Origin of the sequence: Caballeronia sp. ATUFL_M2_KS44 (assembly GCF_023630965.1) — a bacterium.
GTDB lineage: Bacteria > Pseudomonadota > Gammaproteobacteria > Burkholderiales > Burkholderiaceae > Caballeronia > Caballeronia concitans.
In genome coordinates this window covers 61,902-88,314 of the sequence record NZ_JALQEA010000010.1, presented here as the reverse complement: position 1 = coordinate 88,314, position 26,413 = coordinate 61,902, and the positions used below count along the sequence as shown (strand labels likewise).

The 26,413-nt window shown below is 63.9% G+C and carries 25 protein-coding genes and 1 pseudogene; 6 read left to right on the top strand and 20 right to left on the bottom strand.

All coding sequences use genetic code 11. From position 1 onward, the window contains the following. Nucleotides 1–50: 50 nt before the first annotated feature. The 10 genes from NCR39_RS07005 to NCR39_RS06960 form a co-directional block, all read right to left on the bottom strand. The gene (locus tag NCR39_RS07005) at nt 51–1,703 is read right to left on the bottom strand and encodes a SpoVR family protein (protein WP_250451540.1); all 1,653 of its coding nucleotides are present in this window, start codon (nt 1,701–1,703) and stop codon (nt 51–53) included. After that, a complete protein-coding gene (locus NCR39_RS07000; protein ID WP_040048478.1) occupies nt 1,700–2,965 on the bottom strand; it encodes a YeaH/YhbH family protein in 1,266 nt (421 codons plus the stop codon). The genes NCR39_RS07005 and NCR39_RS07000 overlap by 4 nt, the downstream gene beginning before the upstream one ends. A gap of 187 nt (nt 2,966–3,152) precedes the next feature. Continuing rightward, nucleotides 3,153–5,075, bottom strand: coding sequence for a PrkA family serine protein kinase (locus NCR39_RS06995; protein ID WP_035966243.1), 1,923 nt, complete (start codon nt 5,073–5,075; stop codon nt 3,153–3,155). A 353-nt stretch (nt 5,076–5,428) separates the two neighbouring features. Beyond that, on the bottom strand, nt 5,429–6,190 hold the full coding sequence (locus NCR39_RS06990; RefSeq protein WP_250451539.1) for a hydratase: 762 nt from the start codon (nt 6,188–6,190) through the stop codon (nt 5,429–5,431). Between the two features lie 215 nt (nt 6,191–6,405). Continuing rightward, a complete protein-coding gene (gene rbsK / locus NCR39_RS06985; RefSeq protein ID WP_284507142.1) occupies nt 6,406–7,392 on the bottom strand; it encodes a ribokinase in 987 nt (328 codons plus the stop codon). 25 nt (nt 7,393–7,417) lie between these two features. After that, nucleotides 7,418–8,464, bottom strand: coding sequence for a LacI family DNA-binding transcriptional regulator (locus NCR39_RS06980; RefSeq protein ID WP_250451538.1), 1,047 nt, complete (start codon nt 8,462–8,464; stop codon nt 7,418–7,420). A 204-nt stretch (nt 8,465–8,668) separates the two neighbouring features. Beyond that, on the bottom strand, nt 8,669–9,667 hold the full coding sequence (locus tag NCR39_RS06975) for an ABC transporter permease (RefSeq protein WP_250451537.1): 999 nt from the start codon (nt 9,665–9,667) through the stop codon (nt 8,669–8,671). Beyond that, nucleotides 9,668–11,284 (bottom strand): sugar ABC transporter ATP-binding protein, encoded by a 1,617-nt coding sequence (locus NCR39_RS06970; protein WP_250451536.1) that lies wholly within the window; start codon nt 11,282–11,284, stop codon nt 9,668–9,670. Between the two features lie 162 nt (nt 11,285–11,446). Beyond that, on the bottom strand, nt 11,447–12,409 hold the full coding sequence (locus tag NCR39_RS06965; protein WP_250451535.1) for a sugar ABC transporter substrate-binding protein: 963 nt from the start codon (nt 12,407–12,409) through the stop codon (nt 11,447–11,449). A 184-nt stretch (nt 12,410–12,593) separates the two neighbouring features. Next, nucleotides 12,594–12,875, bottom strand: a complete 282-nt coding sequence (locus tag NCR39_RS06960; RefSeq protein WP_250451534.1) for a hypothetical protein — start codon at nt 12,873–12,875, stop codon at nt 12,594–12,596. A gap of 238 nt (nt 12,876–13,113) precedes the next feature. Here NCR39_RS06960 and NCR39_RS06955 point away from each other — a divergent pair. From NCR39_RS06955 to NCR39_RS06940, 4 genes and pseudogenes are all read left to right on the top strand, one after another. After that, a pseudogene (locus NCR39_RS06955) lies at nt 13,114–13,413 on the top strand (PsiF family protein); the annotation flags it as partial. Next, complete coding sequence (locus NCR39_RS06950) at nt 13,396–13,554, top strand: PsiF family protein (RefSeq protein ID WP_350029661.1); 159 nt, start codon at nt 13,396–13,398, stop codon at nt 13,552–13,554. The pseudogene NCR39_RS06955 and the gene NCR39_RS06950, both read left to right, overlap by 18 nt. Nucleotides 13,555–13,766: 212 nt before the next feature. Further along, complete coding sequence (locus NCR39_RS06945; RefSeq protein WP_250451533.1) at nt 13,767–14,249, top strand: hypothetical protein; 483 nt, start codon at nt 13,767–13,769, stop codon at nt 14,247–14,249. Nucleotides 14,250–14,569: 320 nt separating this feature from the next. Then, nucleotides 14,570–15,160 (top strand): BPSL1445 family SYLF domain-containing lipoprotein, encoded by a 591-nt coding sequence (locus NCR39_RS06940; RefSeq protein WP_040048595.1) that lies wholly within the window; start codon nt 14,570–14,572, stop codon nt 15,158–15,160. A 104-nt stretch (nt 15,161–15,264) separates the two neighbouring features. Here NCR39_RS06940 and NCR39_RS06935 read toward each other — a convergent pair whose 3' ends face one another. The 9 genes from NCR39_RS06935 to mltG form a co-directional block, all read right to left on the bottom strand. Next, nucleotides 15,265–16,332 (bottom strand): glycosyltransferase family 4 protein, encoded by a 1,068-nt coding sequence (locus NCR39_RS06935; RefSeq protein ID WP_250451532.1) that lies wholly within the window; start codon nt 16,330–16,332, stop codon nt 15,265–15,267. 245 nt (nt 16,333–16,577) lie between these two features. Beyond that, nucleotides 16,578–17,963, bottom strand: a complete 1,386-nt coding sequence (gene otsA, locus NCR39_RS06930; protein ID WP_250451531.1) for an alpha,alpha-trehalose-phosphate synthase (UDP-forming) — start codon at nt 17,961–17,963, stop codon at nt 16,578–16,580. Between the two features lie 222 nt (nt 17,964–18,185). Further along, nucleotides 18,186–18,542 (bottom strand): Rap1a/Tai family immunity protein, encoded by a 357-nt coding sequence (locus tag NCR39_RS06925; protein ID WP_250451530.1) that lies wholly within the window; start codon nt 18,540–18,542, stop codon nt 18,186–18,188. A gap of 106 nt (nt 18,543–18,648) precedes the next feature. Further along, nucleotides 18,649–19,413 (bottom strand): ankyrin repeat domain-containing protein, encoded by a 765-nt coding sequence (locus NCR39_RS06920; protein WP_040048488.1) that lies wholly within the window; start codon nt 19,411–19,413, stop codon nt 18,649–18,651. Nucleotides 19,414–19,482: 69 nt separating this feature from the next. Next, the gene (locus tag NCR39_RS06915; RefSeq protein ID WP_250451529.1) at nt 19,483–20,277 is read right to left on the bottom strand and encodes a TatD family hydrolase; all 795 of its coding nucleotides are present in this window, start codon (nt 20,275–20,277) and stop codon (nt 19,483–19,485) included. 26 nt (nt 20,278–20,303) lie between these two features. Continuing rightward, complete coding sequence (locus tag NCR39_RS06910; RefSeq protein ID WP_250451528.1) at nt 20,304–20,834, bottom strand: GNAT family N-acetyltransferase; 531 nt, start codon at nt 20,832–20,834, stop codon at nt 20,304–20,306. Nucleotides 20,835–20,860: 26 nt separating this feature from the next. Next, nucleotides 20,861–21,883 carry a DNA polymerase III subunit delta' gene (locus tag NCR39_RS06905; RefSeq protein WP_250451527.1) on the bottom strand — a complete coding sequence of 341 codons (1,023 nt, stop codon included), beginning with the start codon at nt 21,881–21,883 and terminating at the stop codon, nt 20,861–20,863. Nucleotides 21,884–21,903: 20 nt separating this feature from the next. After that, on the bottom strand, nt 21,904–22,524 hold the full coding sequence (tmk, locus tag NCR39_RS06900; protein ID WP_250451557.1) for a dTMP kinase: 621 nt from the start codon (nt 22,522–22,524) through the stop codon (nt 21,904–21,906). Further along, the gene (gene mltG, locus NCR39_RS06895; RefSeq protein ID WP_250451526.1) at nt 22,524–23,534 is read right to left on the bottom strand and encodes an endolytic transglycosylase MltG; all 1,011 of its coding nucleotides are present in this window, start codon (nt 23,532–23,534) and stop codon (nt 22,524–22,526) included. Before mltG ends, tmk begins: the two co-directional genes overlap by 1 nt. Before the next feature lie 98 nt (nt 23,535–23,632). Here mltG and ygfZ point away from each other — a divergent pair, with 98 nt between their 5' ends. Together ygfZ and NCR39_RS06885 are read left to right on the top strand one after the other, a co-directional pair. Next, complete coding sequence (ygfZ, locus tag NCR39_RS06890) at nt 23,633–24,619, top strand: CAF17-like 4Fe-4S cluster assembly/insertion protein YgfZ (RefSeq protein ID WP_250451525.1); 987 nt, start codon at nt 23,633–23,635, stop codon at nt 24,617–24,619. Between the two features lie 4 nt (nt 24,620–24,623). Beyond that, the gene (locus NCR39_RS06885; protein ID WP_250451524.1) at nt 24,624–25,451 is read left to right on the top strand and encodes an NRDE family protein; all 828 of its coding nucleotides are present in this window, start codon (nt 24,624–24,626) and stop codon (nt 25,449–25,451) included. Here NCR39_RS06885 and NCR39_RS06880 read toward each other — a convergent pair. Further along, nucleotides 25,443–26,405 (bottom strand): alpha/beta hydrolase, encoded by a 963-nt coding sequence (locus tag NCR39_RS06880; protein ID WP_250451523.1) that lies wholly within the window; start codon nt 26,403–26,405, stop codon nt 25,443–25,445. The two genes, NCR39_RS06885 and NCR39_RS06880, sit on opposite strands and share 9 nt — an antisense overlap. Nucleotides 26,406–26,413 lie beyond the last annotated feature (8 nt).

Below are 26,413 nucleotides of genomic sequence, written 5' to 3'. Positions count from 1 at the left end.
TGCGGGGTCAGTTCATCGCGGAGCCGTTTTTCATTGCAAGCAAGCGCAATTCAGCGTGGATTCGGCGCGTTGTACCGGCATTCGAAGCGCTTCCTCACCGTGCCGTTCTCATCGACGCTTTCCAGATACACATCGAATTGCCACAAGCGCGCCATGTGCTTGAGCACTTCGTCGCTGTCGTTCGACAGATGGCGGTTATCGGTCATGAAGTGACGCAGCGTGAGACTGCGATCGCCGCGCGTATTCACCGAATACACCTGGATGTTCGGCTCGCGATGATGAATATCGTATTGTCGAGACAACGCCTGCCGCACATAGCGATAACCGCTTCCATCGTGAATGGCCGAGACTTCCAGCGCATCGCGCATGTCGTCGTCGAGGATCGAGAAGAGGCGCATCTCGCGAATCAGATGCGGCGACAGATATTGCGCGATGAAGCTCTCGTCCTTGAAGTTGCGCATCGCGTAGTGCAGCGATTCGAGCCAGTCGCTGCCCGCGAGTTCGGGGAACCACTCGCGATCTTCGTCCGTCGGGTTCTCGCAGATGCGGCGAATGTCGCTCATCATCGAAAAGCCGAGCGCATACGGATTGATGCCGCTGTAATACGGCTTCGTCACCGGCGGCTGATACACCACGTTGCTATGCGAATGCAGGAACTCCATCATGAAGCCGTCTTCGAGCCGGCCTTCGTTGTAGAGCGTGTTCAATAGCGTGTAGTGCCAGAACGTGGCCCAGCCTTCGTTCATGACTTGCGTCTGACGCTGCGGATAAAAATACTGCCCGACCTTGCGCACGATGCGAATGACTTCGCGCTCCCACGGCTCCAGCAACGGCGCGTTCTTTTCCGCGAAATACAGCAGGTTTTCCTGCGGCTCCGGCGGATAACGGCTTTCGGCTTCCTCGGCGGACGGCGCTTTCTTGTTCGGCAGCGTGCGCCACAACTCATTGACCTGCGATTGCAAATACGCCTCGCGCTCGCGGCGCATTGCCGCTTCCTTCGCGAGGGACAGCTTCTGCGGACGCTTGTAGCGATCCACGCCGTAGTTCATCAGCGCGTGGCACGAATCGAGCAATTCCTCGACGCGATCCAGCCCATAGCGCTCCTCGCACTCCGCGATGTAATTCTTCGCATAGACGAGGTAATCGATGATCGCGTGCGCGTCCGTCCACAGCCGGAAGAGATAGTTGCCCTTGAAGAACGAGTTATGCCCGTACGCGGCATGCGCGATGACGAGCGCCTGCATCGTCATCGTGTTCTCTTCCATCAGATACGCAATGCACGGATTCGAATTGATGACGATCTCGTACGCGAGCCCCATCTGCCCGCGCCGATAACTCTTCTCGGTCGAGAGAAAGTGCTTGCCGAACGACCAGTGCCGATAATTCACCGGCATGCCGACGGACGCGTACGCGTCCATCATCTGTTCGGCGCTGATGATCTCGAGTTGAATGGGATAGACATCGAGCCCATAACGATTCGCGACGCGCGAGATCTCGGCGTCGTACTCTTCGATTAGCTCGACGCTCCAGTCCGACGGGCACGGCAGAGGCCGCTTGTCTGCAACGTTCATCCTGCCTTCCTTGTGCGTCTTCTCGGACGCATTGCGTTGCCCCGCTTCCGGTCCGAGTTTCGAAGGGGCACGATCGTCCGTGCCATCCAGGTGATAACCACGCGTTTCGTTATTCGAATCCCTGCTCGTCATGCGGCCGCCTGTTGTTTTTCGAAGAGTTCGCGGAACACCGGATAAATGTCCGATGCCGAGTCGACTTTCTTCATTGCCAGTTCAGGTGCGCCGGCCGCCAGTTGAGCATACTCCAACCAGAGATTCTGCTCCTCTGGCGCGACTTGGATATAGGCAAAATACCGTACCTTAGGGAGAATGTCTTCCGCCAGCAGCTTGCGGCATTTCGGGGAATCATCGGTCCAGTTGTCGCCGTCCGAAGCCTGTGCGCCGTAAATGTTCCATTCAGTCGGCGAGTAACGCTCGTCCATGATCTTCTTCATCAGTTCGAGCGCGCTCGACACCACCGTGCCGCCGCTTTCCGTCGAATGGAAGAACGTGTCTTCGTCCACTTCCTCGGCGCGCGTATGGTGGCGAATGAACACCACTTCGATCTTCTCGTAGTTCCGCTGCAGGAAGAGATACAGCAGGATGAAGAAGCGCTTCGAGAGATCCTTGCGCTGCTCGTCCATGGAACCGGAGACGTCCATCAGGCAGAACATGACCGCCTTGCTCGATGGCGTCGGCTGCTTCACGCGGTTGATATAGCGCAGATCGAAAGGATCGATGAACGGAATGCGCGTGATCCGTCCCTGCATGACGACGATTTCCGCTTCGAGCCGCGCGATCTCTTCGGCGTCGCCGTCTTCTTCCTTCAGTTGTTCGAGCTGGCGTTCCATCTCGCGCAATTGCGAGGCAAGCGGCCAGCCCAGCGCGATACGGCGCCCGAGCGCGCTTCGAAGCGATCTCACCACGTCGATGTTGTTCGGCGTGCCTTCCGCCGCCCAGCCGGCGCGCACGTTCTTCCATGTCGGCACGGCGAGCAGTTGCGTCTTCACGAGGCGCGGCAGTTCGAGGTCGTCGAAGAAGTACTGCATGAATTCTTCGCGCGAGAGTTCGAAGACGAAATCGTCCTGGCCTTCGCCTTCATTGCTCGCACTCTTTCCGCCGCCGCCCGAACCGCCCGGCGGACGCGGAATCTTGTCGCCGCGAATGTAGTCCGCATTGCCCGGATGGACGTACTCGCGCTTGCCGCCCGGCCCGTGCCTGAACGACGGCTCCGCGATGTCCTTCTTCGGAATCGTGATGCTCTGCGTGCTTTGAATGTCTTTGATGCTGCGATCGCGCACCGCGTCGGAAACGGCGCGGCGAATATAGTTCTTGACGCGTCGCAGGAAGCGCTCGCGGTTCGCGATGCTCTTGTTCTTGCCGGCTAGCCTGCGGTCGATGATTTGGTGCAGCACATCCAGTCTCCCGCGTAATTGGCGAGGTGCGAGGCGCTGCATGAGTCCTTGGCGCACCGCGCGCGGCTTCGCCAGCGTCTCTCACTCGCAACATGCCCGCCTTGTCGCCCGGTCCGGTGCATGAACCGGGCGGCGCGGGCCTGAGACAACGTTTCTGCCTACGACTTACGACTTACCACTCGCGAACTTACGACGACTTGCGCACGCGCAGATACCAGTCGCACAACAGACGCACCTGCTTCGGCGTATAGCCCTTTGCGACCATGCGATTGACGAAGTCCTCGTGCTTCCTTTGCTCTTCCGCCGATCCCTTCGCGTTGAACGAGATGACCGGCAGCAGTTCTTCGGTATTGGAGAACATCTTCTTTTCGATCACGACGCGCAGCTTTTCATAGCTGATCCACGCGGGATTCTTGCCCCCGTTCGCAGCGCGCGCACGCAACACGAAGTTCACGATCTCGTTACGGAAGTCCTTCGGGTTGCTGATGCCCGCGGGCTTCTCGATCTTCTCCAGCTCCGCATTGAGCGCGGCGCGGTCGAAGCTCTCGCCGGTGTCGTGATCGCGGAATTCCTGGTCCTGAATCCAGAAGTCCGCGTACGTCACGTAGCGATCGAAGATGTTTTGTCCATATTCGGAGTACGACTCCAGATATGCGGTCTGAATCTCCTTCCCGATGAATTCGGCATAGCGCGAAGCCAGCACGTCCTTGATGAACGAGAGGTACTTCTGCTCCGTTTCCGGCGGGAACTGCTCGCGCTCGATCTGCTGTTCGAGCACGTACATGAGATGCACGGGATTGGCCGCGACTTCGGTCGAATCGAAGTTGAAGACGCGCGACAGGATCTTGAACGCGAAGCGCGTGGAGACGCCCGTCATGCCTTCATCGACACCCGCGAAATCGCGATACTCCTGATACGACTTCGCCTTCGGATCCGTGTCCTTCAGATTCTCGCCGTCATAGACCTGCATCTTCGAGAAGAGACTCGAATTCTCCGGTTCGTGCAGGCGCGTGAGGACGGCCATCTGCGCCATCATCTTGAGCGTGCCGGGCGCGCAGACCGCGTCCGCCAGCGACGAATTGCGCAGGAGCTTTTCGTAGATCTTCACCTCTTCGCCATAGCGCAGGCAGTACGGCACCTTCACGACGAAGATACGATCGAGCAGCGCCTCGTTGTTCTTGTTGTTGCGGAAGGCCTTCCATTCCGACTCGTTCGAGTGCGCGAGGATGACGCCGTCGAACGGAATCGCGCCGAAACCTTCCGTGCCTTTGAAGTTGCCTTCCTGCGTGGCGGTCAAAAGCGGATGCAGCACCTTGATCGGCGCCTTGAACATTTCGACGAATTCGAGCAGGCCCTGATTCGCGAGGCACAGACCGCCGGAATAGCTGTAGGCGTCGGCGTCGTCCTGCGAGTAAGTTTCGAGCTTGCGGATATCCACCTTGCCGACGAGCGAGGAGATGTCCTGATTGTTCTCGTCGCCCGGCTCCGTCTTCGCGATGCCGATCTGGCGCAGTATCGACGGATAGCGGCGCACGACGCGGAACTTGCGGATGTCGCCGTTGTATTCATGCAGGCGCTTGACGGCCCACGGCGAAAGAATGCTCTTGAGGTAGCGTCGCGGAATGCCGTATTGCTCTTCGAGCACGGGACCGTCTTCGTCGTAATCGAAAAGGCCGAGCGGCGATTCGTTGACGGGCGATCCCTTCAGCGAGTAGAACGGCACGCGTTCCATGAGTTGCTTGAGACGTTCGGCGATCGACGACTTGCCGCCGCCCACCGGGCCCAGCAGATACAGGATCTGCTTCTTCTCTTCGAGACCCTGCGCCGCGTGCCTGAAGTACGACACCACGTTCTCGATCACCTCTTCCATTCCGTAAAACTCACGGAACGCGGGATACACCTTGATGACCTTGTTTGCAAACACACGCGACAGGCGCGGATCGAGACGCGTATCGACCATTTCGGGTTCACCGATGGCCGTCAGCATGCGTTCGCCCGCAGTTGCGTATGTGGCAGGATCTTCCTTGCAGAGCGCGAGATACTCTTCCAGCGAGAACTCTTCCTCGCGCGTTTTTTCGAAGCGGGTCGCGAAACTGCTGTAGATATCCATGCTACCTCCTCGCCGAAGTCAGAAAGCCTTGGTCGTCTCAACGCGCGTTATCGAAACGACATCGCTTGAATTCATCCTAAACCCTTTCGAATTTTTTTTCACGCACTAGCTAAGGTGATTTGCCAGGAAGCCGCTTGGAACAATCACTAGCTTGGTGAGTTATTTTCGTTCACCTACAATCCTCAGTCCCAATGTCGGTAACGTCGTGTTCGTTGCATCGCGCTTTCCATGCGTCTTTGCAGCGTCGTTCCGCCAAAGCCGCGACGTTGCGCGCATGCATCGCTCGCAATCGCTTCAATAAGCTATTCGAGCAGCGCTCAATAAGCGTTCCCGATGCGCGCGAATGACATCGCTCATGTCAGCACGAGTTCGAGTTCGCCGATGCGATCGATCGCGCCATGCACCATCGACGGTCCTTCCACGCGATACGCGCCCGTATAGGAACCGGTGGTGATGGTCCAGAAAGGTTCGACAGTCAATCCCATGCGGGAACAATGGTTGACGAGCCAGGGCAGCAATTCGCGAGGATCGCCCGCGGGATTGCCCAAGGTAGCCGGAGCAATCCCCACGCCATCGAGCGTGAGTTCCAGTCGCGGCGCAAGAAAATCGAAACCCGGCGCGATCACGTCATAGGGCTCCATCCCGCTCGTGATGAGCGCGCCGTTGTTCTGTGAATCCGCAAGCTGCGCGAGCGGATCGAGATTGGGCCATTGCGCGAAACGGCTATCGACTACTTCGAGCGCCACTGCAATGCCGCCGATTGCGTCGAGCACTTCGGCTCGCGTGTAAGCATCGGATTTCGGGGGCAGCGCGTACGCGAAGCGAAACGCGATCTCCAGTTCCACCAGCACGCGAAAAAAGCCGCTGCAAGGCAGGCGCGCGGGCGACACATACACGCTTTCGGCATCGATGGGCGCGCCCGTGGCGAGCGCATCCGGTGCGCGCGCGCCGATCTTCCATGCGCCGATGCGCGCTTTCATGTCGCGCAAGACTTCGTGCTGGATGGCGTAGGCGGTGTGCGCGTCGGGAGGAAGATCGCGCTCTTCGAGGGCGTCGATCAGTTGATGCTGACGCCGGGCTGCGGCGAGCTTCGCGGCGAGTGTCGATCCGGTCATGTCGCTATCCTCGTGTGAACGATGACGCACAGTGCATCAGTGTACGGGCTAGCGGATCAAAGTTGCGTTTGCCCTTGCGAGCGTCATGTAGCCACACGCCGCGCGGCGTGTGAACGAACGATGACATCGCCGGAACGTCGCCTTCGATGCGAACGGTTGCATGATGTGCAACGAACGGCATCAGCAAGCGTTGCGCCTTGCTGGGGTGTGCGCGCTTACGCGGTCACTTCGGCGCGATGCGGAATCGACGGCTGCGCGCCCTCGCGCGTCACCGCGATGGCGGCGGCGCGCTGGCCGAACGCGATCGCATCGGCGACGGCGCTGCCGCGCGCAAGCTCCGCCGCGAATCCGCCGATGAAGGTGTCGCCGGCGGCGGTGGTATCGACGGCATCGACTTTCGGCGACGGAAGATGCTTGCCGTCAACTTCAACGTCAGCGTCGCCGTCGAGCAGCGCGAACACGCCCTGTCCGCCGAGCGTGACGACGACGTTGCGCGCGCCCTTCGCCTTCAGCGCATGCGCGGCGCGGCGGGCATCGTCGGGTGTCGCGATCGCGATGCCCGTGAGCGTGGCCGCTTCGAGTTCGTTCGGGATCAGATAGTCGACGAGCGCGAACCAGTCGTCGGGCAACGCGTTCGCTGCCGGCGCGGGATTGAGGATCGTCGTGCGGCCGAGCCTGCGTCCGGCGGCGAGCGCGGCGCGCACCGTTTCGGGCGGCGTTTCGAGCTGGCACACGATGACATCCGCGCGCGCGAACATCGCTTCCTGTGCGTCGATGCTCGCGGGCGTGACTTCGGCGTTGCTGCCCGCGACGATGACGATCGCGTTCTGGCTCGCATCGTCGACGATGATGAGCGCCACGCCCGTCGGCGCGTGTTCGCTCGTGGCGAGCGCCGCGCAGTCGATGCCCTCCGCTTCGAGGCTCGCGCGCAGCCTCGCGCCGTTCGCATCGTGACCGACGCAGCCGATCATCGCGACCTGTGCGCCGAGGCGCGCCGCCGCGACCGCCTGATTGCCGCCCTTTCCGCCCGGCACCTGCGCGAACGTGCGGCCCGCGAGTGTTTCGCCAGGCAACGGCAGGCGCGGCGCGCGCGCGACGAGATCCATGTTGAGACTGCCGACCACGGTCACGCGGCCGCGCGGGGCGGCGCCGGTGGCATGGGTGGCGTGGCTGGCGCCGGTGGACTTGGCGTTGTCGCTCATCGCGCTGGTTTCCGTCGAGTGAAATTTATTCTGCGTTGGCCGCGACAGCTCCGCAGCACGCGGCGTGCGCTTCCGGCACCACCGCCGTCGATTCGCGGCGCACGAGGCGCGGCGGCACCACGCGGCGGCGCGTCGTGCCGGCGAGCTTGCCGGTGATGCGCTCGATCAGCGTCTGCGCCGCCATCTCGCCGAGCGAGCGCACCGAATGGCCGACCGTCGACAGCGCGGGATACGTATAGCGCGAAAGTTCGACATCGTCGAAACCGATGATCGAGCAATCGTCCGGCACGCGGATCTTGCGTTCCGCCGCCGCCCGCAGCGCGCCGATGCCCATCATGTCATTGCACGCGAAGATCGCGGTCGGCTTCATCGAATCGAACAGTTGCGAGGCCGCCGCGTAGCCGCCCGTCGCCGAGAAATCGCTCTGGACGATCGCGTCGCGGCCGATCTCGACGCCGCGCTCGGCCATCGCGCGGATGAAGCCGTGCAGGCGCATGGCGCTCACCGCCGTGCCGGCCGGCCCCGTGATGCAGCCGATGTCCGAATGCCCGAGTTGCAGCAGATGGCGCGTGGCGAGGTACGCGCCCTTTTCATGGTCGATCTGCACGAGATCCGCCGAAATGCCCTCGATATTGCGGTCGACGATCACGAGCGGCTCGCGCGCGTTCGCGAGACACTGCGCGAGCACGGCATCTTCGCCCGCCGATGCGATCACCAGCCCGTCGATGCGCTTTTCCTGAAGCACGCGCAGATAATTGCGCTGCTTGGCGGGATCGTCGTCGGAGTTGCAGAAGAACACGCAGTAGCCGTTCTTCGCGCAGCCATCCTCGACGCCGCGCGCCAGTTCCGCGAAGTACGGATTCGTCGCGTTCGGCACGAGCAGGCCGATGGTCGCCGTCGAGCGCGCCTTCAGCGAGCGCGCCACCGCGGACGGCACGTAGTCCAGCTCGCGGATCGCCCGCTCGACCTTCGCCCGCACGTCCGCGGACACCGGCCTCGAATTGTTCACTACGTGAGACACCGTCGTAAAAGACACCCCGGCAATCGCCGCCACGTCTTTGATCGTCGCCATACATCGTCCTTCGCTTTTCTGGTCCAACTGCTCTTGTCGATCGGATGCGTTCCGCGCGCACGGCCCTCCCGCGCGCCTTGCCGCTCCCCGTTGCTTCCTTGCCGCAAAACGGATCGCCCGATCTCTCTTTTTGCCTGCTTCGCCGCCCGCTTTCCCGAGCGAAGCGACGCCCTGCCTTTCATGCCGATGCTGCCGGCCCTGCCTTCATGCGCGCTTGCGCCTGCTGCGATACGTGTCCAGCACCACCGCGACCACGATAACCGCGCCCGTGATGATGCGCTTGGTCGGCTCGTTCGCGCCGATCTGCGCGAGTCCCGCCGCCAGCACGGAGATGATGAGAACGCCGAAAAAGGTGCTGATGACCGAGCCGCGCCCGCCCATCAGGCTCGTCCCGCCGATCACCACCGCCGCGATCACCTGCAGCTCCAGCCCCGCGCCCGCGTTCGGATCGGCGGCTTCGAGGCGTGAAATCTGAAACAGCGCGGCAAGCCCCGACAGCGCGCCCATCAGCGCGAACACGATCACCTTGTACGGACGCGGATCGACGCCCGCGAGCCGCACCGCTTCCTCGTTCGTGCCGATGCCTACGAGATATCGGCCGAAAATCGTCCGGGTCAAGACCCAATGTGCAACGATCATCACCGCGACCGCGATCAGGAACGCCGGCGAAATGCCGAACGCGATCGGATTCGAGAGGAAATCGAAGGCATCGCCGATATAGGCGGTGCGCGAGTTCGTCATCTGGTACGCGAGTCCGCGCGCCGCTTCCAGCACGCCGAGCGACACGATGAACGACGGAATGCGCCACGCGACCGTCACGAGTCCCGTCACGGTGCCCGTCAGCGCGGCGGCGGCGAGGCCGATCAGCGCGGCCGGCAGCGCGGGCCAGTGCCACTTGAGCGCCGCGACGCTCACCACGGACGCGCCCAGCGCCAGCACCGATCCCACCGACAGGTCGATGCCCGCGATGATCAGCACGAACGTCATGCCCACCGACATCACGACGAGATCCGGAATCTGGTTCGCGATCGTGCTGAACGTGTCGTACGTCAGAAAATGCGAACTGAGCACCGAAAACAGCGCGATCATCGCGGCGAGCGCGCCCGCGAGACCGAGGTAATTCGAAAAGCCCAGGCGCGTGCCTGCGCCCTTGGCGGTCTTGGGTGCGTCGGCTGGGAGATTCGCTTCGGTCTGGCCCGTCATTCAATGCTCCACGAGATCGTCTTGTTCGGGCGGCTTCGCGTCCGGCGCGAGCGGCTCGTGCAGGATTTCGTCGCGCTTCGCATAGCCCGCGAACGCGGCGGCGAGCAGCGCGTCCTGCGTCCAGCTTTCGCGCTCGAAGATGCCGGTCATGCGCCCCGCCGACATCACGCCGATGCGGTCGCAGATCAGCATCAGCTCGCGCAGATCGCTCGACACGACCACGAGCGCGCGGCCTTCGCGGGCGAGCGCGCCCATGAGCCCGTAGATGTCGAACTTCGCGCCGACATCGATGCCGCGCGTCGGTTCGTCGAAAAGCAGCACGCGGCACGCTTGGCGCCCTTCGCGCGCGAGCCAGCGGCCGATCACCACTTTCTGCTGATTGCCGCCCGACAGTTCCGACACCGCCTGCGCCGGGCCGGACGTGCGCACGCGCATCGCGTCGATTTGTCCCTGCGCGACCGATGCCTCGCGGCGCGTGTCGATCACGCCGTGCCGCGCCACCGCGCCGACGTTGCCGAGTGAAACGTTCGCCGCGATCGGCAGGCCGAGCAGCAGGCCTTCGCCCTTGCGGTCTTCCGTGATGAGCGCGATGCCGTGCTTCACCGCATCCGACGGCGAACTCACGCTGACCGGCTGCAACGTTTGCCCGTCGCGCGCAATCGACACCGTGCCCGCGTCCGCGCGATCCGCGCCGTAAATCAGGCGCATCAGTTCCGTGCGGCCCGCGCCGATCAGCCCGCTCACGCCGAAAATTTCGCCCGCGCGCACGTCGAACGAGACGTCGCTCACCGCCTGGCCGCGCGTCAGGCCGTCCACTTTCAGCGCGACGCCGCCCAGCCGCTTTTCTCCCAGATCGATGCGCTCGCCCAGCTCGCGGCCCACCATCAGCGTGACGAGTTGCTCGCTCGACAGCGCGTCCATCGGGCCGATATGCACGAGGCGTCCGTCGCGCAGCACGGCCGCGCGCTCCGCGATGCGCCGCAATTCATCGAGCCGGTGCGAGATGTACACGAGCGCCACGCCGCGTGCTTTCAGCCGCGCGATCTGCTCGAACAGCAGATCGACTTCGCGGGCGGTGAGCATGGCGGTCGGCTCGTCGAGAATCAGCACGCGGCAATCGCCGATCAGATTGCGCGCGATTTCCACCATCTGCTGATGACCGATGCCGAGATCGCCGACGAGCGTGTCCGGATCGATCGCGTCGAGCCCGACTTGCGCCATCGCGTGACGCGCGTCGTCGGCAAGGCGCTTGCGGTCGATCCAGCCGAATTTCAGGCGGCCTTTCTGCGGCAGCCGGTTCAGAAACAGGTTTTCCGCGACGGAGAGCGTCGGCAGCAGATTCAGCTCCTGCATGACCATCCGCACGCCGAGCGCTTCCGCGTCCGTGCGGCTCGTGGGCGCGTACGGGCGGCCGGCGAGCGTCATCGAGCCCGTGCTCGGGTCCGTGAGTCCGCCGACGATCTTCGAGAGCGTGCTCTTGCCCGCGCCGTTTTCGCCCGTCAACGCGAGGACCTCGCCGGGCGTGAGCCCGAGCGAAACGTCGGCCAGCACCGGCTCGACATAGGTCTTGCCGATGCCCGCGACTGTCAGCACGCTGGCGTGGTCCGCATCGTTCATGTTGGCGTTCGGTCGGTCAAGGCTGGGTGAGCCTCCTCGCGTTGAATACGTTCCGGGCGGCGGCTGTCGTCCGCGCTCGTTCGTGTCTTAACGGCACGATGACCGCGAACTTGAGGACGGACGGTTCGCCGCCCCACGCTCGCGGTCGTGGCCGCTCCTGCGTTACTTCGTGACGAGATCGACCGGCGTTTCCACCACCGTCGACAACTGCGACTGCTTCTGATGCCCGGCGATCGCCTTCAGCGCCACGTCGATGCCGAACACCGCCTGCTTCGCCGCGTACTGGTCGGCGGTGGCGAGCACGCGGCCGTCCTTCAGCATCGGCTTGATCGCGTTGATGTTGTCGTAGCCGACCACCTGCACCTTGCCCGTCTTGCCCGCCGCGCGCACCGCCGACACCGCGCCGATCGCCATGTTGTCGTTGCCGCACAGGAGCGCCTTCACGTTCGGATTCGCGTTCAGAATCTGCGACGCCACCGCGTTGCCCTTGTCGATTTCCCAGTCGCCGGATTGCAGCGCGACGACCTTCATGCCGGCCGCGTCCATCGCGTCCTTGAAGCCGGCGGTGCGCTGCTGCGCGTTCGTCGTGGTCGAGACGCCTTCGATGATGCCGACTTCATCGCCCTTCTTGAGCCGCTTGGCGAGATAGTCGCCGACCTGGCGCGCGCCCTTGCGGTTGTCCGGGCCGACGAACGGCACGTTCAGGTCCTTCGACTTGAGCACGTCCTGGTCGAGCCGGTTGTCGATATTGACGACGATGATGCCCGCATCCGCCGCCTTCTTGATGACCGGCACGAGCGCCTTCGAATCCGCCGGCGCGATGACGAGCGCATCGACCTTCGAGACGATCATCTGCTCGACGATGCGGATTTGCGCGGCGGTATCGGTTTCGTCCTTGATGCCGTTGGTGATGAGGTCGAATTTCGAGGAATTTTTCTGCTGGTAGTCCTTCGCGCCGGTTTCCATGGTCAGGAAGAACTCGTTGGCGAGCGACTTCATGACGAGCGCGACCTTCGGCTTGCCGCTCGCCTGCGCGAACGCGGACGACGAGGCGAACGGAAACGCGGCGCACACCGCCAGCGCGACGCCAGCGGAGAGGACGCGGCGGCGAACGGTTGATTCCATGAGATCTCCTCCAGTGCTTTCGTTTGTGTTGTAAAACGGGCGGAGGGCGCGGGCGGGCGCGGTCGTGCCGCGGCGTCGTCGTCCTCGTGGCTGCGGGGTGCAACGTTTGCCCGCCGTCGATTCTCGTAGCTGCCACGCGCGCGGTCAAATGGGACTAACGTGTATTAAATGCTGCAGAACGCGCTCAAAGATTCTCGACCGATTCGCCTTCTATCTCGTTGTCGATGATCTTCCTTCCATATTCGATGCCCGCGCGCGTCGCATCGATCGGGCTTTCGAACGGTTCCTGATCGGGCACGCCGAACATCGCCTCGCGGCCGCTCTCGCCCGCCGCGCTGCGCGTGATGGTGACGAAGATATCGAAGTGGCGCGGGCCGTCGTCGGGCTCGTCGCGCTCTTTCGCGCGGCGCATGGCCTGCACGCGGATTTCGAAGCCCTTGTAGTGATCGGCAAGCGGTGTGGACATGTGGCGGCTCCTCCTGTCGTTGAAAAGATGGCGCGCGATGCGCCCGAAACGGATGTGTCGAGCTTACAAAGCCATGCTCGATTATCCCCGCGAAAGCACGATGCAAGCACGGCGTTGTGTCGGCGAGCAATGTGACCTTATCGCACACTTCGTGCTGACCCGGTTTGCCATAATGCGCGGGCGAGTCATCGATACTCGCTGTCCACACACAAAACGTCACTTACTCAGGGAGCGTCCCATGAACATGCGAGCTACTGTCCTCGTCGCGGTGCTGAGTCTCACCTTCGGCGCGAATGCGGCTTTCGCGGCCAACACCCAGCAGTCGAAGATGACCGACTGCAACAAGCAGGCAGCCGATAAGAAAGGCGACGACCGCAAGGCCTTCATGAAGAGTTGCTTGTCGGCATCGTCGGCTGCGTCGGCGCCCGCTGCCGCATCCACGCCGATGACCCAGCAGCAGCGCATGACCGCGTGCAACGCGCAGGCATCCGGCAAGAAAGGCGACGACCGCAAGGCGTTCATGAAGAGCTGCCTCTCGACGTCGGCCGCTCCGGCCGCTGCGGCTTCCGCACCGATGACGCAGCAGGAGCGCATGACGGCGTGCAACACGCAGGCGACCGGCAAGACCGGCGACGACCGCAAGGCGTTCATGAAGAGCTGCTTGAGCAACAAGGGCTGACGTCGCATCGTTGTAAAAGCGCGCCGCGTGCCCGCGCGGCGCGTTCTGCATCGCCCCTTTCCCGCCGATATTGCACTGCACCCAAGCAATTGATTCGCGCCGCTGCCTTTTTCTCCTAAGATGGCGCGAAGGCGGCCTTCCGACAATACAAGAAACACGCCATCGGCCGCCGCTCATCGAGCGGGGCGTCATGCTTCGCAAGGAGGCATCGGATGGCATGGAGACACAAGAACCGCTGGTTCCGCCGGTGGCTCGTCACGATCACGTTCTGGGCCGTGCCCGTGATGATCGTCGCCGTCAACGAGGCGCGCGAGGAAATGGCCTACAACACGGTCGATCTCCAGAAGTCGCTCTCCACCTGGGAACTGACCGACGCAGAGCGCGCGAGCGGCGCGGCGGAGCGCTGTCGCGGCGTCCCCGACGAGGCGCGCGCAGCCGGGTGTCCCACGGAAATCCTTCTCGCCAACGCGGCGAAACATCAGGAAGCGCTCGACGAATACGCGCATCGCAAGGCGACGCTCGCAGATTATCTCTGGCATGCGTTCGTCGGCTACTGGATCGCGCCGGCGGCTTTTCTGCTCGTCGTCGGCATGACGATTGGCGGCATCAGGCGTGCGCTAAGACGGCCGCAGCCGGCCGCGCACAAGAGCGAACGCACTCATCCGACGGAAGTAAAAACGACGAGCCACCTCTGAGCGAACCCCGGGTACGGTCGTTGCTACTGCGTTTCGCGGCAGTACCGCAACATGCGCCACGGGTGCGGCGCAATTAGTGCACGGCGTCACGCGACACGCGGGTTGAAATGGCCAGGCGGTTCTCGAGCTTTCAAACAGCGTTCGGAAAACTTGACGTTTCAGCGCTGTCGGCATGCAATGAATGGATGCTTCGATGTCCTGGCTTGCGTGTTGTTTTGCCGAATGGCCGAGTCTCGCGTTTCGTTGTCGCTGTGCTATAACTTGGCGTGCCTCACCCTCCCGCTCTATGGGGTTTCCCAATTCCACGATGGAGAACAATGATGCAAAGACGAAACTTCATGCTCAAGTCGACGGCCGTGTTGGCGCTGGGAGGCCTCGCGCTTGCCGGTTGCACGACCAACTCGAACACGGGCGCTGAAAAAGCCGCCGGCACCGCCGACGACCGCCGGTCCATCGACGCCGACGTCGACGGCACCATCCAGCGGCTTTACGCCACCGTTCCCGGTTCGCGCGAACTGGTCGCGAAGTCGCGCGGCATTCTCGTCTTCCCGTCTGTGATTCAGGCAGGCTTCATCGTCGGCGCCCAATACGGCAAGGGTTCGCTGCGCGTGGGCGGCAGCACGGTCGGCTACTACAGCACGACGTCCGGCTCGTTCGGCCTGCAGGCCGGCGCGCAATCCAAGGCGATCATCTTCCTGTTCATGACGCAGGACGCGCTCGACAAATTCCGCAATTCGGACGGCTGGTCGGCAGGCGCGGATGCGTCCGTCGCACTCGTGAAGATGGGCGCGAACGGCGCGGTCGATACGACCACCGCCACCGCGCCGGTCGAAGCGTTCGTGCTGACCAACGCAGGTCTGATGGCCGACGTGTCGCTTCAGGGCACCAAGGTGTCGCGCCTCAAGATGTAACGCGCGTTCGATCTGTTTTGAGCGGGAAACAGGCCGCCGTGTGACGCGACTCGAGGATCGCGCCACACGGCGGTTTTTTGTTTCTCAGGCGACCGCGCGAGGGCTTACGTCGCGGCGCTGTCGATCAGCTTGAAGCGCGAGCGCTTTTGCGCGCGCACGACGGCGCGGTAAGCATCGAGATATTGGCGCGCCATGCGATGCGACGTGAAGCGTTCTTCGAAGCGCCGCCGCACGCCTTCGCGCGACAGCGTGTGCAGGCGATTCACGGCCGCGACCGCGCCGATCTCGTCCTCGACGATGAAGCCCGACACGCCTTCGTCCACCACTTCCGGCACCGCGCCGCGATTGAACGCGATGATGGGCGTGCCGCAGGCCATCGCCTCGATCATCGCGAGGCCGAAGGGTTCGGGCCAGTCGATCGGAAACAGCAAGGCCCTCGCGCCGGACAGGAAATCGGCCTTCTGGCTGTCGTTGATTTCGCCGATGAATTCGACATACGGCAGTTCGAGCAGCGGCGCGATCTCGCGCTCGAAATATTCATGATCGGCGGCATCGACCTTGGCGGCGATCTTGATCGGCAGGCCGCATCGTCCGGCAATGCGAATGGCGGTATCCACGCGCTTTTCCGGCGAAATGCGCCCCAGAAACGCGAGATATTCATGCTCGACGGGCTGCGGCATATACAGCTTTTCCGGCAAGCCGTGATAGACCGTCGATACCCACTTCGCCTGCGGCAACGGATGCCGCTGCGAATCCGAAATGGATACGACGGGCGCCGTGTTGAACGTATCGAACACGGGCTGCTGCTCGGGCAAGTCGAGCCGGCCGTGCAGCGTCGTGACGAACGGCGTGTCCTGCCGGTTGAACAGCGAGAACGAGTAATAGTCCATGTGGAAATGCAGGACGTCGAACTCTTCGGCGCGGCGTCGCACGAGTTCCATCAGCAGCATGTGCGGCGCGATGCGGTCGCGGATCGCGGGATCGAGCCGCAGCGCGCGCGGCCAGACCGCTTCGAGCCGGGCCGTGGTTTGCGAATCGCCGGTTGCGAAGAGCGTGACTTCGTGTCCGAGCTCGACGAGCGCCTCGGTCAGATACGACACGACGCGCTCGGTGCCGCCGTACAGTTTCGGCGGCACGGATTCCGTGAGCGGGGCAATCTGGGCAATTCTCATCGTTCGTCTCCATGCGTTTTCAACGTGCGCGACGTGTGCGGCGTGGCGACCTTGTGCGCGCGTCGAGTATGACAGCACGCTGTAAGCGGGCTAACGAGGTTTTGCCCTAGTGCGTCGTTCGCTGCATCGCTCGCAAAATCGCTTCGCGCGATGAGCCATTATCGGCGGCGATCCGTGGCGAATCGCCGCTTCCTTGCACTTTCACGGCTCTGTTACACGCAGGAAACAGTCGTTTCGCGCGGCGGTTACTTCCGTCGAACGTTGCGAAGGTCGGCCAGGAAGTTGTCGCGCCAGACGCCGAGGTCGTACTTGCGCAATGCGGCCATGTTCGCTTCGTGGCGCTGACGCCGCTCGGCGACCGGCATCGCGAGCGAGCGCGCCAGGGCGTCGCTCATGCCGACGACATCGTGCGGATTCACCATCACCGCGCCCGACAGTTCGCCCGCCGCGCCCGCGAATTGCGAGAGCACGAGCACGCCGGGATCCTCTGGATTCTGCGCGGCGACGTATTCCTTCGCGACGAGATTCATGCCGTCGCGCAACGGCGTGACGAGCCCGATCTGCGATTCGCGGAACAGCGACATCAGCTTCCAGCGGTCGTATCGCTGGTTCAGATAGCGGATCGGCGTGTAATCGAGGCCGGAGAAGCGCCCGTTGATGCGCCCTGCTTCGTATTCCAGGTTCTGCCGAATCTGCTGATACGTCTCGACGTCCGAGCGCGTCGGCGGCGCGATCTGCACGAGCGTGACATTGCCGCGCCATTCCGGCGACTTCTCGAGAAAGTGCTCGAACGCCCGGAAACGCTCGACGAGCCCCTTCGAATAATCGAGCCGGTCCACGCTCATGATGAGCTTGCGGCCTTCGAGGCTTTGCTTCAGGTCCATCACGTCCTGACGCGCCTCGCCGCGCTCGGCCTGTTCCGCGATCTCGTCCGGAAACACGCCGATCCGATACACGCCCGTCTTCAGCTTGCGCCCGAACGCTTCGACCTGGCCGTCGTCGGTCGCGGTGCCGTGTGCGTGACGCTTGATGTAGTCGTGAAACGCGATCTGATCGCCTTCGGTCTGGAAACCGACGACGTCGTAGCAGCACAGCGACCGCACGAGTTCCTCATGCGGCGGAATGTTCAACAGGATCTGCGGCGACGGAAACGGAATGTGCAGAAAGAAGCCGATGCGGTTCGTGATGCCCGCGCTGCGCAATGCTTCCGCGAACGGAATGAGGTGATAGTCGTGGACCCAGATGACGTCGTCGGGTTCGAGCAGCTTGATGAGCTTGTGCGCGAGCCACGAATTCACGCGCCGATAGCCCGCGTACTCATCGCGATCGTAGACGGCGAGATCGTTGCGATAGTGGAAGACGGGCCACAGCATCGCGTTGGAAAAGCCGCGGTAGTACTGGTCGTAGTCCTTCTTCGGCAGGCCGACGGTGGCGAACGTGACGGCGCCGTCCTGCACGAGCGACGGCCCCTGATTCGCGACGCTCTCGGTCACCACGTCCCCGCTCCAGCCGAACCAGACGCCGCCGCTGTCCTTCAACGCGCCGAACACGCCGACGGCAAGCCCGCCAGCGGAGCCTTTGGTTTCAGTCGGCGTGGCGACCCGGTTGGAAACGACGACGAGACGGCTCATATGCATTCCTCTTGCGTTTTATTGTCTGATTCCGGATACCGTTGCAGTCCCGGTTCTCAATTTTCGACTAGGAATTGCGGCTCGGGTTTCAATGCGATGAACAACGCGCGCGAGGAATCGCGAGCAATCGCGGGGAGACGCCCGCAAGAGCGGGCATGCTGGAAAAAGATGAAGAACGGCGCGGCGATCCTTAACCGCCGCTAACCGCCCGCTATTCGAACCTCAATGCTCCGCCTTGCACGGAAAAGCCTTGCCGAGCCCGAGCGAGACCATCGTGGTTGCGTTGAAGCTCGCCTTGTCCGGGTTATCGGCGATGTACTTGCGCACTGCATCGGTCAATTGCTGCGGCTTCACGTCCGCCGGCAGGCAGAAGTACTGGCCGACCTGCGGGCCGGTGGTGCCGCCAATTGCTTCGATCGTGTTGTAGACGCCGTCCGCCGCGCCTTCGATATAAGCGGCGCAGGCCGTGCGCGAGTTGGGATCGGTTTTGGTACAGAGCGTGTTGAGATCGTTGCCGGTGAATGCAAACGCGCAAACAGGCGTTGCAAGTACACAGGCGATGACGAATTCCCGCAGCATGATCTTCCTTTTGTGTTGAGCGGCGGCTTGATGGACGAAGACGGTCAGGCCTGACCCTCTTCGCCCGATTTAATGTCGGCGTGACGTTGCGGTGCGTCGATCCGCGTTATTTTGACCCATTTGCGCCGCTTTGCGGAGCGCCGCCTTGCATCGCGTCGAGGCGCGCCTGAAGCCCTTCCGCGACGTCGCGCTCGTTGTACTTGCGCGCGAAATCCACCGCCGTCATGCCGAGCTGATTCTTCACGCGCAGGTCCGCGCCTTCGTCGAGCAGCAGCTTGCAGGTCGACAGATGCCCGCCGCGCGCCGCCATCATCAGCGGCGTCGTGCCGTTCGGCGATCCGGCGTCGATATACGCCGAATGGTCGAGCAGAATCTTGACGATGTCGTCATGGCCGTTGGTCGCCGCGTAATGCAGCGGCGTCCAGCCCTTCTTGTTCACTTCCGCCTCTTTCGCGATCAGCAGATTCACGAACGTGGCGTCGCCGTTGAGCGCGGCGAGCATCATCGCGTTTTCGCCGGCGGGATCGACTTTTTCAAGGTCGATATTCGGGTTATCGGCAAGTAACTGGCCGACTTTATCCGACTTTTCGCGAGCCGCGATCACGAGGATCGGCGCGCCGGTGTTGTCGACGGTATTCGGGTCCGCGCCCTGCGCCAGTTGCTTCTTGACGGAGGATACGTCGTCGAACTTGACCGCCTTGATGAGCGAATCCACGGAAGCCGCCCACACCGGCTGCGCGAACGCGCACGCCGCGACGAGCGCGCCCGCGAAAAGTCCGCGCATGGCCGCGCGTTTGCGGCTGCCGGACGCGCGCGCGCCGTTGTGTTCGCTTGCCGTGGACTGAGTGAAAACGGTGGTGGATGTGTTCATGGTGGACCTTCGAATTACCTTTGAAACAGGGGTTCGCCGTGCGGTTTCGTGCGTTCGTCGAAACGAAGTTCAGGCCGAAGCCGCAGGCCGCGCGATCTTGAAAAGCCGGAAGAAGTTGTCGGTGGTGGCGCGTGCGACCGCTTCGTCCGTCTGCTCGCGCAACTGCGCGATGAAACGTCCGACATAACTCACGTAAGCAGGTTCATTCGGCTTGCCGCGATACGGCACCGGCGCGAGATAAGGCGAGTCGGTTTCGATCAGGAGCCGGTCGAGCGGCACGCGCCGCGCGACGTCCTGCACGTCCGTCGCCTTCTTGAACGTGACGATGCCCGACAGCGAAATATGAAAGTTCTGCGCGAGCGCGGCTTCGGCCACGTCCCACGGCTCGGTGAAGCAATGCATGACGCCGCCCGGCACGCTCGCGCGCTCCTCTTCCATGATGCGCAGCGTATCTTCCGACGACGACCGCGTGTGGATGATGAGCGGCTTGCCCGTCGCGTGCGCGGCGCGGATGTGCGTGCGGAATCGCTCGCGCTGCCATTCCATGTCGGCGATGCTGCGCCCTTCCAGCCGATAGTAATCGAGCCCGGTTTCGCCGATCGCGCACACCTTCGGATGCGCGGCCAGTTCGACGAGTTCCGCGACGCTCGGCTCTTTCGCGTCCTCGTGATCGGGATGCACGCCGACCGACGCGTACACGTTCTCGCATTGCTCGGCGATAGCAAGCACCGACGGCAGCGTTTCGAGATCGACGGATACGCACAGCGCATGCGTCACGTCGTGCGCGCGCATCTTGTCGAGCACGTCGGGCAGACGGTCGGCCAGGCCTTCGAAATTGATGTGACAGTGGGAATCGACGAACATCGGTGCTCCTTTCCTGCGAGTGCGTGTCAGGCTGCGGCGGCCATGCCGGGCTTTGCCGCGCCATCCAGCCGCAAGCCGAGAATGACGAGATCGCGCTCGACGCCGTCCAGCATCGCGACGCGCGGCAGCGTGCCCCACGCCGTGAAGCCGAAGCTCGCGAAGAGCCGCATGCTCGGCTCGTTGTGGCCGAAGACGAAGCCGAGCACGGTATCGACGTTCAGCGACGGCGCCTTGGCGAGCGCTTCCTGCAGCAGTTTCTTGCCGAGGCCCTTGCCGCGCGCACGCTCGTCCAGATAGATGCTGACTTCGACGGTGCGCGCATACGCGGGCCGGCCGTAGAAATCCGAAAAACTCAGCCACGCGATCACATCGCCGCCCTCTTCGACCACCCACAGCGGCCGCGCGTGCGGACCGTGCGAGTGAAACCACGCGAGACGGCTTTCGATGCTGACCGGATCCAGATCGGCCGTCACCTGGCGCGAGGCGACCGTCGAATTGTAGATGGCGACGATGGCGGGCAAGTCGTCGAGCGTGGCGTCGCGGTACGTGAGGCTCATGGGCGTGCGGGTCGGTAAAGGCGAAGTCAGGCGGCGAAAATGCCGCGATAAGCGAGGAACAGTTCCTCGAACACGAGCCGCGCGTTCAGCGGATGGTTCTCCACCGCGCGCTGGCGCGTGACGGTCTTGATGTAACGGGCGAGCGCGGCCGGATCGGCGGTTTGCGCGCAGCGCGCGAGCGCCTTGCCCGCGCCGGGGAAATAACGCGGCCGCCCGGCGGTGCGCTCTGCGAGCAGGTCGTACAGCCAGCGCTGCAGCCAGCCGAGCACGAGCGGCACCGGCAGTTTCTGCAGATTTTCGCCGCACGCGAAGGCATCGCAATTCGGGCCGGCGGCGAGTTGCGCGAGCGTGAAATCGCGCAACGGGCGATTTTCGTCCTTCGCCAGCGCGAGCGCGGCAAGCGGTGCGCCGCCCGCTTCGGCGAGCAGGCCGGCGGCATCGTCGATGCCTTGCGCGGCGAGCCAGGCGCGGGCGTCGCCGGCGTTGGGGACGCTCATCGGCCATTGACGGCAGCGGCTGATGATGGTCGGCAGCAGCCGGTCGACGCGCGCCGACACCAGCAGGAACACGACGCCCGACGGCGGTTCTTCGAGCGTCTTCAGAAGCGCGTTCGCCGCCGCGACGTTGAGCGCCTCGGCGGGATAAAGCAGCACCACGCGCAAGCCGCCGCGATGCGAGCCGACGCCGCAGAAGTCCAGCAGCGCGCGCACCTGCTCGATCTTGATTTCCTTGCTCGGCGCGCGTTTCTTGCTCTCGCCGTCGTCGGCTTTATCGGCGGATGCGTCGTCGGCGGCGAGGCCCGCGAGCGCTTCGGGCAGCACGGCGCGGTAATCCGGGTGATTGCCCTGCGAGAGCCACAGGCACGCGGGGCACGCGCCGCACGGCTCGCCGTTCGCGGCGGGCGTCTCGCACAAGAGGCCCTGCGCGAGATGCTGCGCGAAATGCAGCTTACCGATGCCCGCTTCTCCGTGCAGCAACAGCGCATGCGGCCAGTGCACGCGCAGTTGCTGGAGGCGTTGCCAGTCGTCGGTTTGCCAGGGGTAGATCATCGTTGAGTCGGAATAAGGAATCAGAGCGCGGCCACGACGTCTTCGAGCCGCTTGCGAATGGTGTCGATAGGCTGCGTGGAATCGACGATCACGAAGCGCTCCGGCGATTCCGCCGCGCGCCGCAGATATTCGGCGCGCGTGCGCTCGAAAAACGCCTCGGATTCGCTCTCGAACTTGTCCGGCGCGCGCGCAGCCGATCGGCGTTCGCTCGCGGTCTCAGTCGGAACGTCGAAAAGCACGGTCAGATCCGGATGAAAACCGCCCTGCACCCAGCGCTCCAGAGCTTCGAGTTTGTCTCGCGGCAGGCCGCGCCCGCCGCCCTGATACGCGAAGGTGGCATCGGAAAATCGGTCGGACAGCACCCAGTCGCCGCGTGCGAGCGCCGGTTCGATCACTTGCGCGAGATGCTCGCGGCGCGACGCGAACATCAAAAGCGCCTCGGTTTCGAGGTCCATCGGCTGATTCAGCAAAATGCCGCGCAGCGTTTCGCCGAGCGCGGTGCCGCCCGGTTCGCGCGTCATCACGACATGACGGCCGCTCGCGGCGATCTTGCCGTCGAGCTGCTGGCGAAACCAGTCGAGATGCGTGGTCTTGCCCGCGCCGTCGATGCCTTCGAATGTGATGAACTTGCCCCGCGCCATCATTGACCCCGGATGTATTTATCGACGGCCTTGTTGTGGTCGCCCAGATTGTCTGAAAAGAAGCTGCTGCCGTCGCCGCGCGAGACGAAATACAGCGCGTTGCTCGCGGCGGGGTTCAGCGTGGCGTTCAACGCGGCCACGCCCGGCAGCGCAATCGGCGTGGGCGGCAGGCCCATGCGCGTGTAGGTATTGTACGGAGTGTCCGTCTGCAGGTCTTTTTTCTTCAGATGACCGCCGTAGGCCGGGCCGAGGCCGTAGATCACGGTCGGGTCCGTCTGCAGCGGCATGCCGATGCGCAGCCGGTTCGCGAACACCGCCGCGACGAGCGGCCGGTCCGCCGCGCGCCCCGTCTCCTTCTCGACGATCGACGCCATGATGAGCGCGTCATACGGCGTCTTGTACGGCAGATTCGGCGCGCGCGTGTTCCACGCTTCTTCGAGACGGCGCTGCATCGTGCGATACGCGCGCTTGTAGACGGCGAGATCGCTCGTGCCCTTGTCGAAGAGATAGGTGTCGGGGAAGAAGAGGCCTTCGGCGGACGTCTTGTCGGTTTCGGCCGCGCCGATCGCCCTCAGAATGTCGATGTCGCTCATGCCGGCGGTGTCGTGCGTGAGCGCGGGATTGCCGTCCAGCTCGCTGCGCATTTTCTGCAGCGTCCAGCCTTCGATGACGGTCGCCACGTACTCGTTGACATCGCCACGGGCGATTTTCTGCAGCACCTCGTAAGGCGTCACGCCGCTCTTGAACGCGTAATTGCCGGACTTGAGCTGCGCGGACAGGCCGAGCGCGCGCGTCATCAGCACGAAAAGCTCGGGTTCCACCGGCACGCCGCCACGGTTCAGTTGCGCGCTCACGCTGCGCAGGCTGCTGTGCGGCTTGATGGTGACGTCGAGTTCGGCGGGCGTGAGCGTCATCGGCCGGTTGGCCCAGTAATAGACGCCGCCTGCGACGGCCGCTGCGAGCATCGCGACGAACACCGCCGCCACGATGCATTTCTTCAAAAAAGTCATGCGAAACACGCTTGGAGTAAGACCAATATAATAACTTGCCCGCCTGCGCGGAGGCCGGATCGACCGGCCGCACCGCCGGCATCGACTCTTGCCGACACATGAATCTTCAGACTCCTTCCCTCGCCGCCGCCGATTTCGAAGCCGTCCGGACCGCGGGCGTCTACATTCCGCTCACGCAGTTCGGCGTGATCGACGTCAGGGGCGAAGACGCCGCCACCTTCCTGCACAGTCAGATCACGAACGACGTGCAGCACCTCGACGCATCGACCGCGCGGCTCGCGGGCTATTGCTCGCCGAAAGGCCGGCTGGTCGGTTCGTTTCTGATGTGGCGCACGTCCGACGCATTCCGCCTGCTGATTTCGAGCGACATTCAGGCGCCCGTCCAGAAGCGCCTGTCGATGTTCGTGCTGCGCGCGAAGGCGAAACTCTCCGACGCAACCGCCGAAGTCGCCGCCGTCGGCTTCGCGGGCGATGTGCGCGCCGCATTGTCCGGCATCTTCGACGCGCTGCCCGATGGCGTCCACGTGAAAGTGGAAGGTCCGCATGGCGCGCTGATCCGCGTGCCGGACGCGGCGAGCCGACCGCGTTTTCTGTGGGTCGGCCCGAAAGCCGATGTGGAAGCGCGGCTCGCGAGCCTTGGCAACACGCTGCATCGCGCGCCCGCGCAGTTGTGGGACTGGCTCGACATCCATGCGGGCGAGCCGCGCATCATGCAGGCGACGGTCGAGCAGTTCGTCCCGCAGATGATCAATTTCGACGTGCTCGGCGGCGTCAATTTCAAGAAAGGCTGCTATCCGGGTCAGGAAGTGGTCGCGCGCAGCCAGTATCGCGGCACGATCAAGCGGCGCACCGCGCTCGCGCGCGCCGAAGCCGCGACGCCCGGCGCGGAGCTTTTCCATTCCGCCGATCCGGGGCAGCCGTGCGGTCTCGTCGTGAACGCGGCGCCGTCGGAACGCGGCGCCGTCGATTGTCTCGTCGAGATCAAGCTCGCCGCGCTCGATGACGGCTCGGTGCACGTCGGTTCCGCCGACGGCCCCGCGCTCGAATTCCTGCCCCTGCCCTACGCTTTTCCGTCGGACGTTTAAGCGCATGTGCCTGATCGTCTTCGACTGGCAACCGGACGCAGCGCCGCACGGCGAACGCGCGTTGCTGACGCTCGCGGCCAATCGCGACGAATTCTTCCGTCGCGACGCCGAACCGATGCACTGGTGGACCGACGCCCCCGGCGTGCTCGCGGGCCGTGATCTGACGGGCGGCGGCACGTGGCTCGGCGTGAGCCGCGATGGCCGCTTCGCCGCGCTGACGAACTTTCGCGCGCCCGCCGACATGCGCGCCGATGCGCCCACGCGCGGCAATCTCGTGAGCGCGTTTCTGGCGGGCGAGCGCATCGCGCCGCTCGACTACTTGACGCGCGTGGCGGAGCAAGGGCATCGCTATAACGGATTCAATCTGCTTTGCGGCGATTTCACGCGGCGCGAACTCGGCTGGTACGGCAATCGCGCCGACGCGCCGCCCGCGCTGCTCGAAGCGGGCGTGCACGGTCTTTCCAACAGCCTGCTGAACACGCCGTGGCCGAAGCTCGTCGCGCAACGCGAAGCGCTCGCCGATCTGATTCACGCCGACGAGCAACCCGCGCTCGACGTGCTGATCGACACGCTGCGCGATCCGCGCATCGCCAACGACGATTTGCTGCCGTCAACGGGCATTTCGATCGAGCGCGAGCGCGTGTTGTCGGCGGCGTTCATCGAGACGCCCGAGTACGGCACGCGCAGCACGACGGCGTTGCGCGTCGCGCCGACGGAACGCGGGCTCGCGCTGGACATCAAGGAACGCAGCGACGACGACGGATCGCATCGCATCGTGCGGCCCGGACACTTCGAGCGGGCGTTCGATTTCCTGATCGAGCGATCAGCCTGAAACGCCGAACGCTTCTTTCAGCGCCCGCGCCGCGTCCGCATGCGCGCGGGCCACTTCGGGCACGAAGCCGCCCATCTTGAAGAACTCGTGGATCATGCCTTCGTAGCGCGCGAGCGTCACGCGCACGCCGGCGGCTTCGAGCTTCGCGGCATAGGCCAAATCTTCGTCGTAAAGCGGATCGTGGTCCGCCGCTGCGATCCACGCCGGCGCGACGCCCGCGAAATCCGGCTGGCCGATGGCGCCGTCGAGCGGTGCGAAGCGCCAGTCGTCGCGATCGCGCTCATCGCGCAGATATTGGGCGAAGAACCACTGGATCGTTTCGCCCGACAACAAATAGCCCTCCGCGAGCCGTTCATGCGATGCGCTTTCCTGCCGCGCGCTCGTGCCCGGATAAATCAGCAATTGCAGCCACAAGTCGATGCCCGCATCGCGCGCGAGCACGGCGCACACCGTCGCGAGCGTGCCGCCCGCGCTGTCGCCGCCGATCGCGAGTCGCGCCGGGTCGATGCCCAGAAGCGGCGCTTCGCGCGCGAGCCATTGGAGCGCGTCGAAGGCATCGTGGACGGCGACGGGAAACTTGTGTTCGGGCGCGAGCCGGTAATCGACCGATACGACCGCGCAGACCGCATCGTGCGCGAGCTTGCGGCACAGCGCGTCGTGCGTCGCGATGCTGCCCACCGTGAAGCCGCCGCCGTGCAGATACAGGAGCGCCGCCGACGGCTCCGCCCAGCTCGGCGCGGCCGGATGATAGACGCACACGCCGATCTCGCCGCCATCGCGCGTCGCGACACGCATCGGCTCGACGCTGTGCATCGGCAGCGGCGCGATATCGAGAATCGGCGCGCTCATCGCATAGGCGGCGCGCGCCTGTTGCGGCGTCAGCGTGTGATACGGCGGACGGTTCGCGCGCGCGACCATCTCCAAAATTTGTGCGATTTTCGGATTGAGCGGCATCGGTGAAA

Excerpts from the sequence above, each read along its gene's own strand:
- NCR39_RS07005 (WP_250451540.1), bottom strand. The coding sequence starts at position 1,703 with ATGACGAGCAGGGATTCGAATAACGAAACGCGTGGTTATCACCTGGAT.
- NCR39_RS06995 (WP_035966243.1), bottom strand. The coding sequence starts at position 5,075 with ATGGATATCTACAGCAGTTTCGCGACCCGCTTCGAAAAAACGCGCGAG.
- NCR39_RS06990 (WP_250451539.1), bottom strand. The coding sequence starts at position 6,190 with ATGACCGGATCGACACTCGCCGCGAAGCTCGCCGCAGCCCGGCGTCAG.
- rbsK (WP_284507142.1), bottom strand. The coding sequence starts at position 7,392 with ATGAGCGACAACGCCAAGTCCACCGGCGCCAGCCACGCCACCCATGCC.
- NCR39_RS06980 (WP_250451538.1), bottom strand. The coding sequence starts at position 8,464 with ATGGCGACGATCAAAGACGTGGCGGCGATTGCCGGGGTGTCTTTTACG.
- NCR39_RS06975 (WP_250451537.1), bottom strand. The coding sequence starts at position 9,667 with ATGACGGGCCAGACCGAAGCGAATCTCCCAGCCGACGCACCCAAGACC.
- NCR39_RS06970 (WP_250451536.1), bottom strand. The coding sequence starts at position 11,284 with ATGAACGATGCGGACCACGCCAGCGTGCTGACAGTCGCGGGCATCGGC.
- NCR39_RS06965 (WP_250451535.1), bottom strand. The coding sequence starts at position 12,409 with ATGGAATCAACCGTTCGCCGCCGCGTCCTCTCCGCTGGCGTCGCGCTG.
- NCR39_RS06960 (WP_250451534.1), bottom strand. The coding sequence starts at position 12,875 with ATGTCCACACCGCTTGCCGATCACTACAAGGGCTTCGAAATCCGCGTG.
- NCR39_RS06950 (WP_350029661.1), top strand. The coding sequence starts at position 13,396 with ATGAAGAGCTGCCTCTCGACGTCGGCCGCTCCGGCCGCTGCGGCTTCC.
- NCR39_RS06945 (WP_250451533.1), top strand. The coding sequence starts at position 13,767 with ATGGCATGGAGACACAAGAACCGCTGGTTCCGCCGGTGGCTCGTCACG.
- NCR39_RS06940 (WP_040048595.1), top strand. The coding sequence starts at position 14,570 with ATGCAAAGACGAAACTTCATGCTCAAGTCGACGGCCGTGTTGGCGCTG.
- NCR39_RS06935 (WP_250451532.1), bottom strand. The coding sequence starts at position 16,332 with ATGAGAATTGCCCAGATTGCCCCGCTCACGGAATCCGTGCCGCCGAAA.
- otsA (WP_250451531.1), bottom strand. The coding sequence starts at position 17,963 with ATGAGCCGTCTCGTCGTCGTTTCCAACCGGGTCGCCACGCCGACTGAA.
- NCR39_RS06925 (WP_250451530.1), bottom strand. The coding sequence starts at position 18,542 with ATGCTGCGGGAATTCGTCATCGCCTGTGTACTTGCAACGCCTGTTTGC.
- NCR39_RS06920 (WP_040048488.1), bottom strand. The coding sequence starts at position 19,413 with ATGAACACATCCACCACCGTTTTCACTCAGTCCACGGCAAGCGAACAC.
- NCR39_RS06915 (WP_250451529.1), bottom strand. The coding sequence starts at position 20,277 with ATGTTCGTCGATTCCCACTGTCACATCAATTTCGAAGGCCTGGCCGAC.
- NCR39_RS06910 (WP_250451528.1), bottom strand. The coding sequence starts at position 20,834 with ATGAGCCTCACGTACCGCGACGCCACGCTCGACGACTTGCCCGCCATC.
- NCR39_RS06905 (WP_250451527.1), bottom strand. The coding sequence starts at position 21,883 with ATGATCTACCCCTGGCAAACCGACGACTGGCAACGCCTCCAGCAACTG.
- tmk (WP_250451557.1), bottom strand. The coding sequence starts at position 22,524 with ATGGCGCGGGGCAAGTTCATCACATTCGAAGGCATCGACGGCGCGGGC.
- mltG (WP_250451526.1), bottom strand. The coding sequence starts at position 23,534 with ATGACTTTTTTGAAGAAATGCATCGTGGCGGCGGTGTTCGTCGCGATG.
- ygfZ (WP_250451525.1), top strand. The coding sequence starts at position 23,633 with ATGAATCTTCAGACTCCTTCCCTCGCCGCCGCCGATTTCGAAGCCGTC.
- NCR39_RS06885 (WP_250451524.1), top strand. The coding sequence starts at position 24,624 with ATGTGCCTGATCGTCTTCGACTGGCAACCGGACGCAGCGCCGCACGGC.
- NCR39_RS06880 (WP_250451523.1), bottom strand. The coding sequence starts at position 26,405 with ATGCCGCTCAATCCGAAAATCGCACAAATTTTGGAGATGGTCGCGCGC.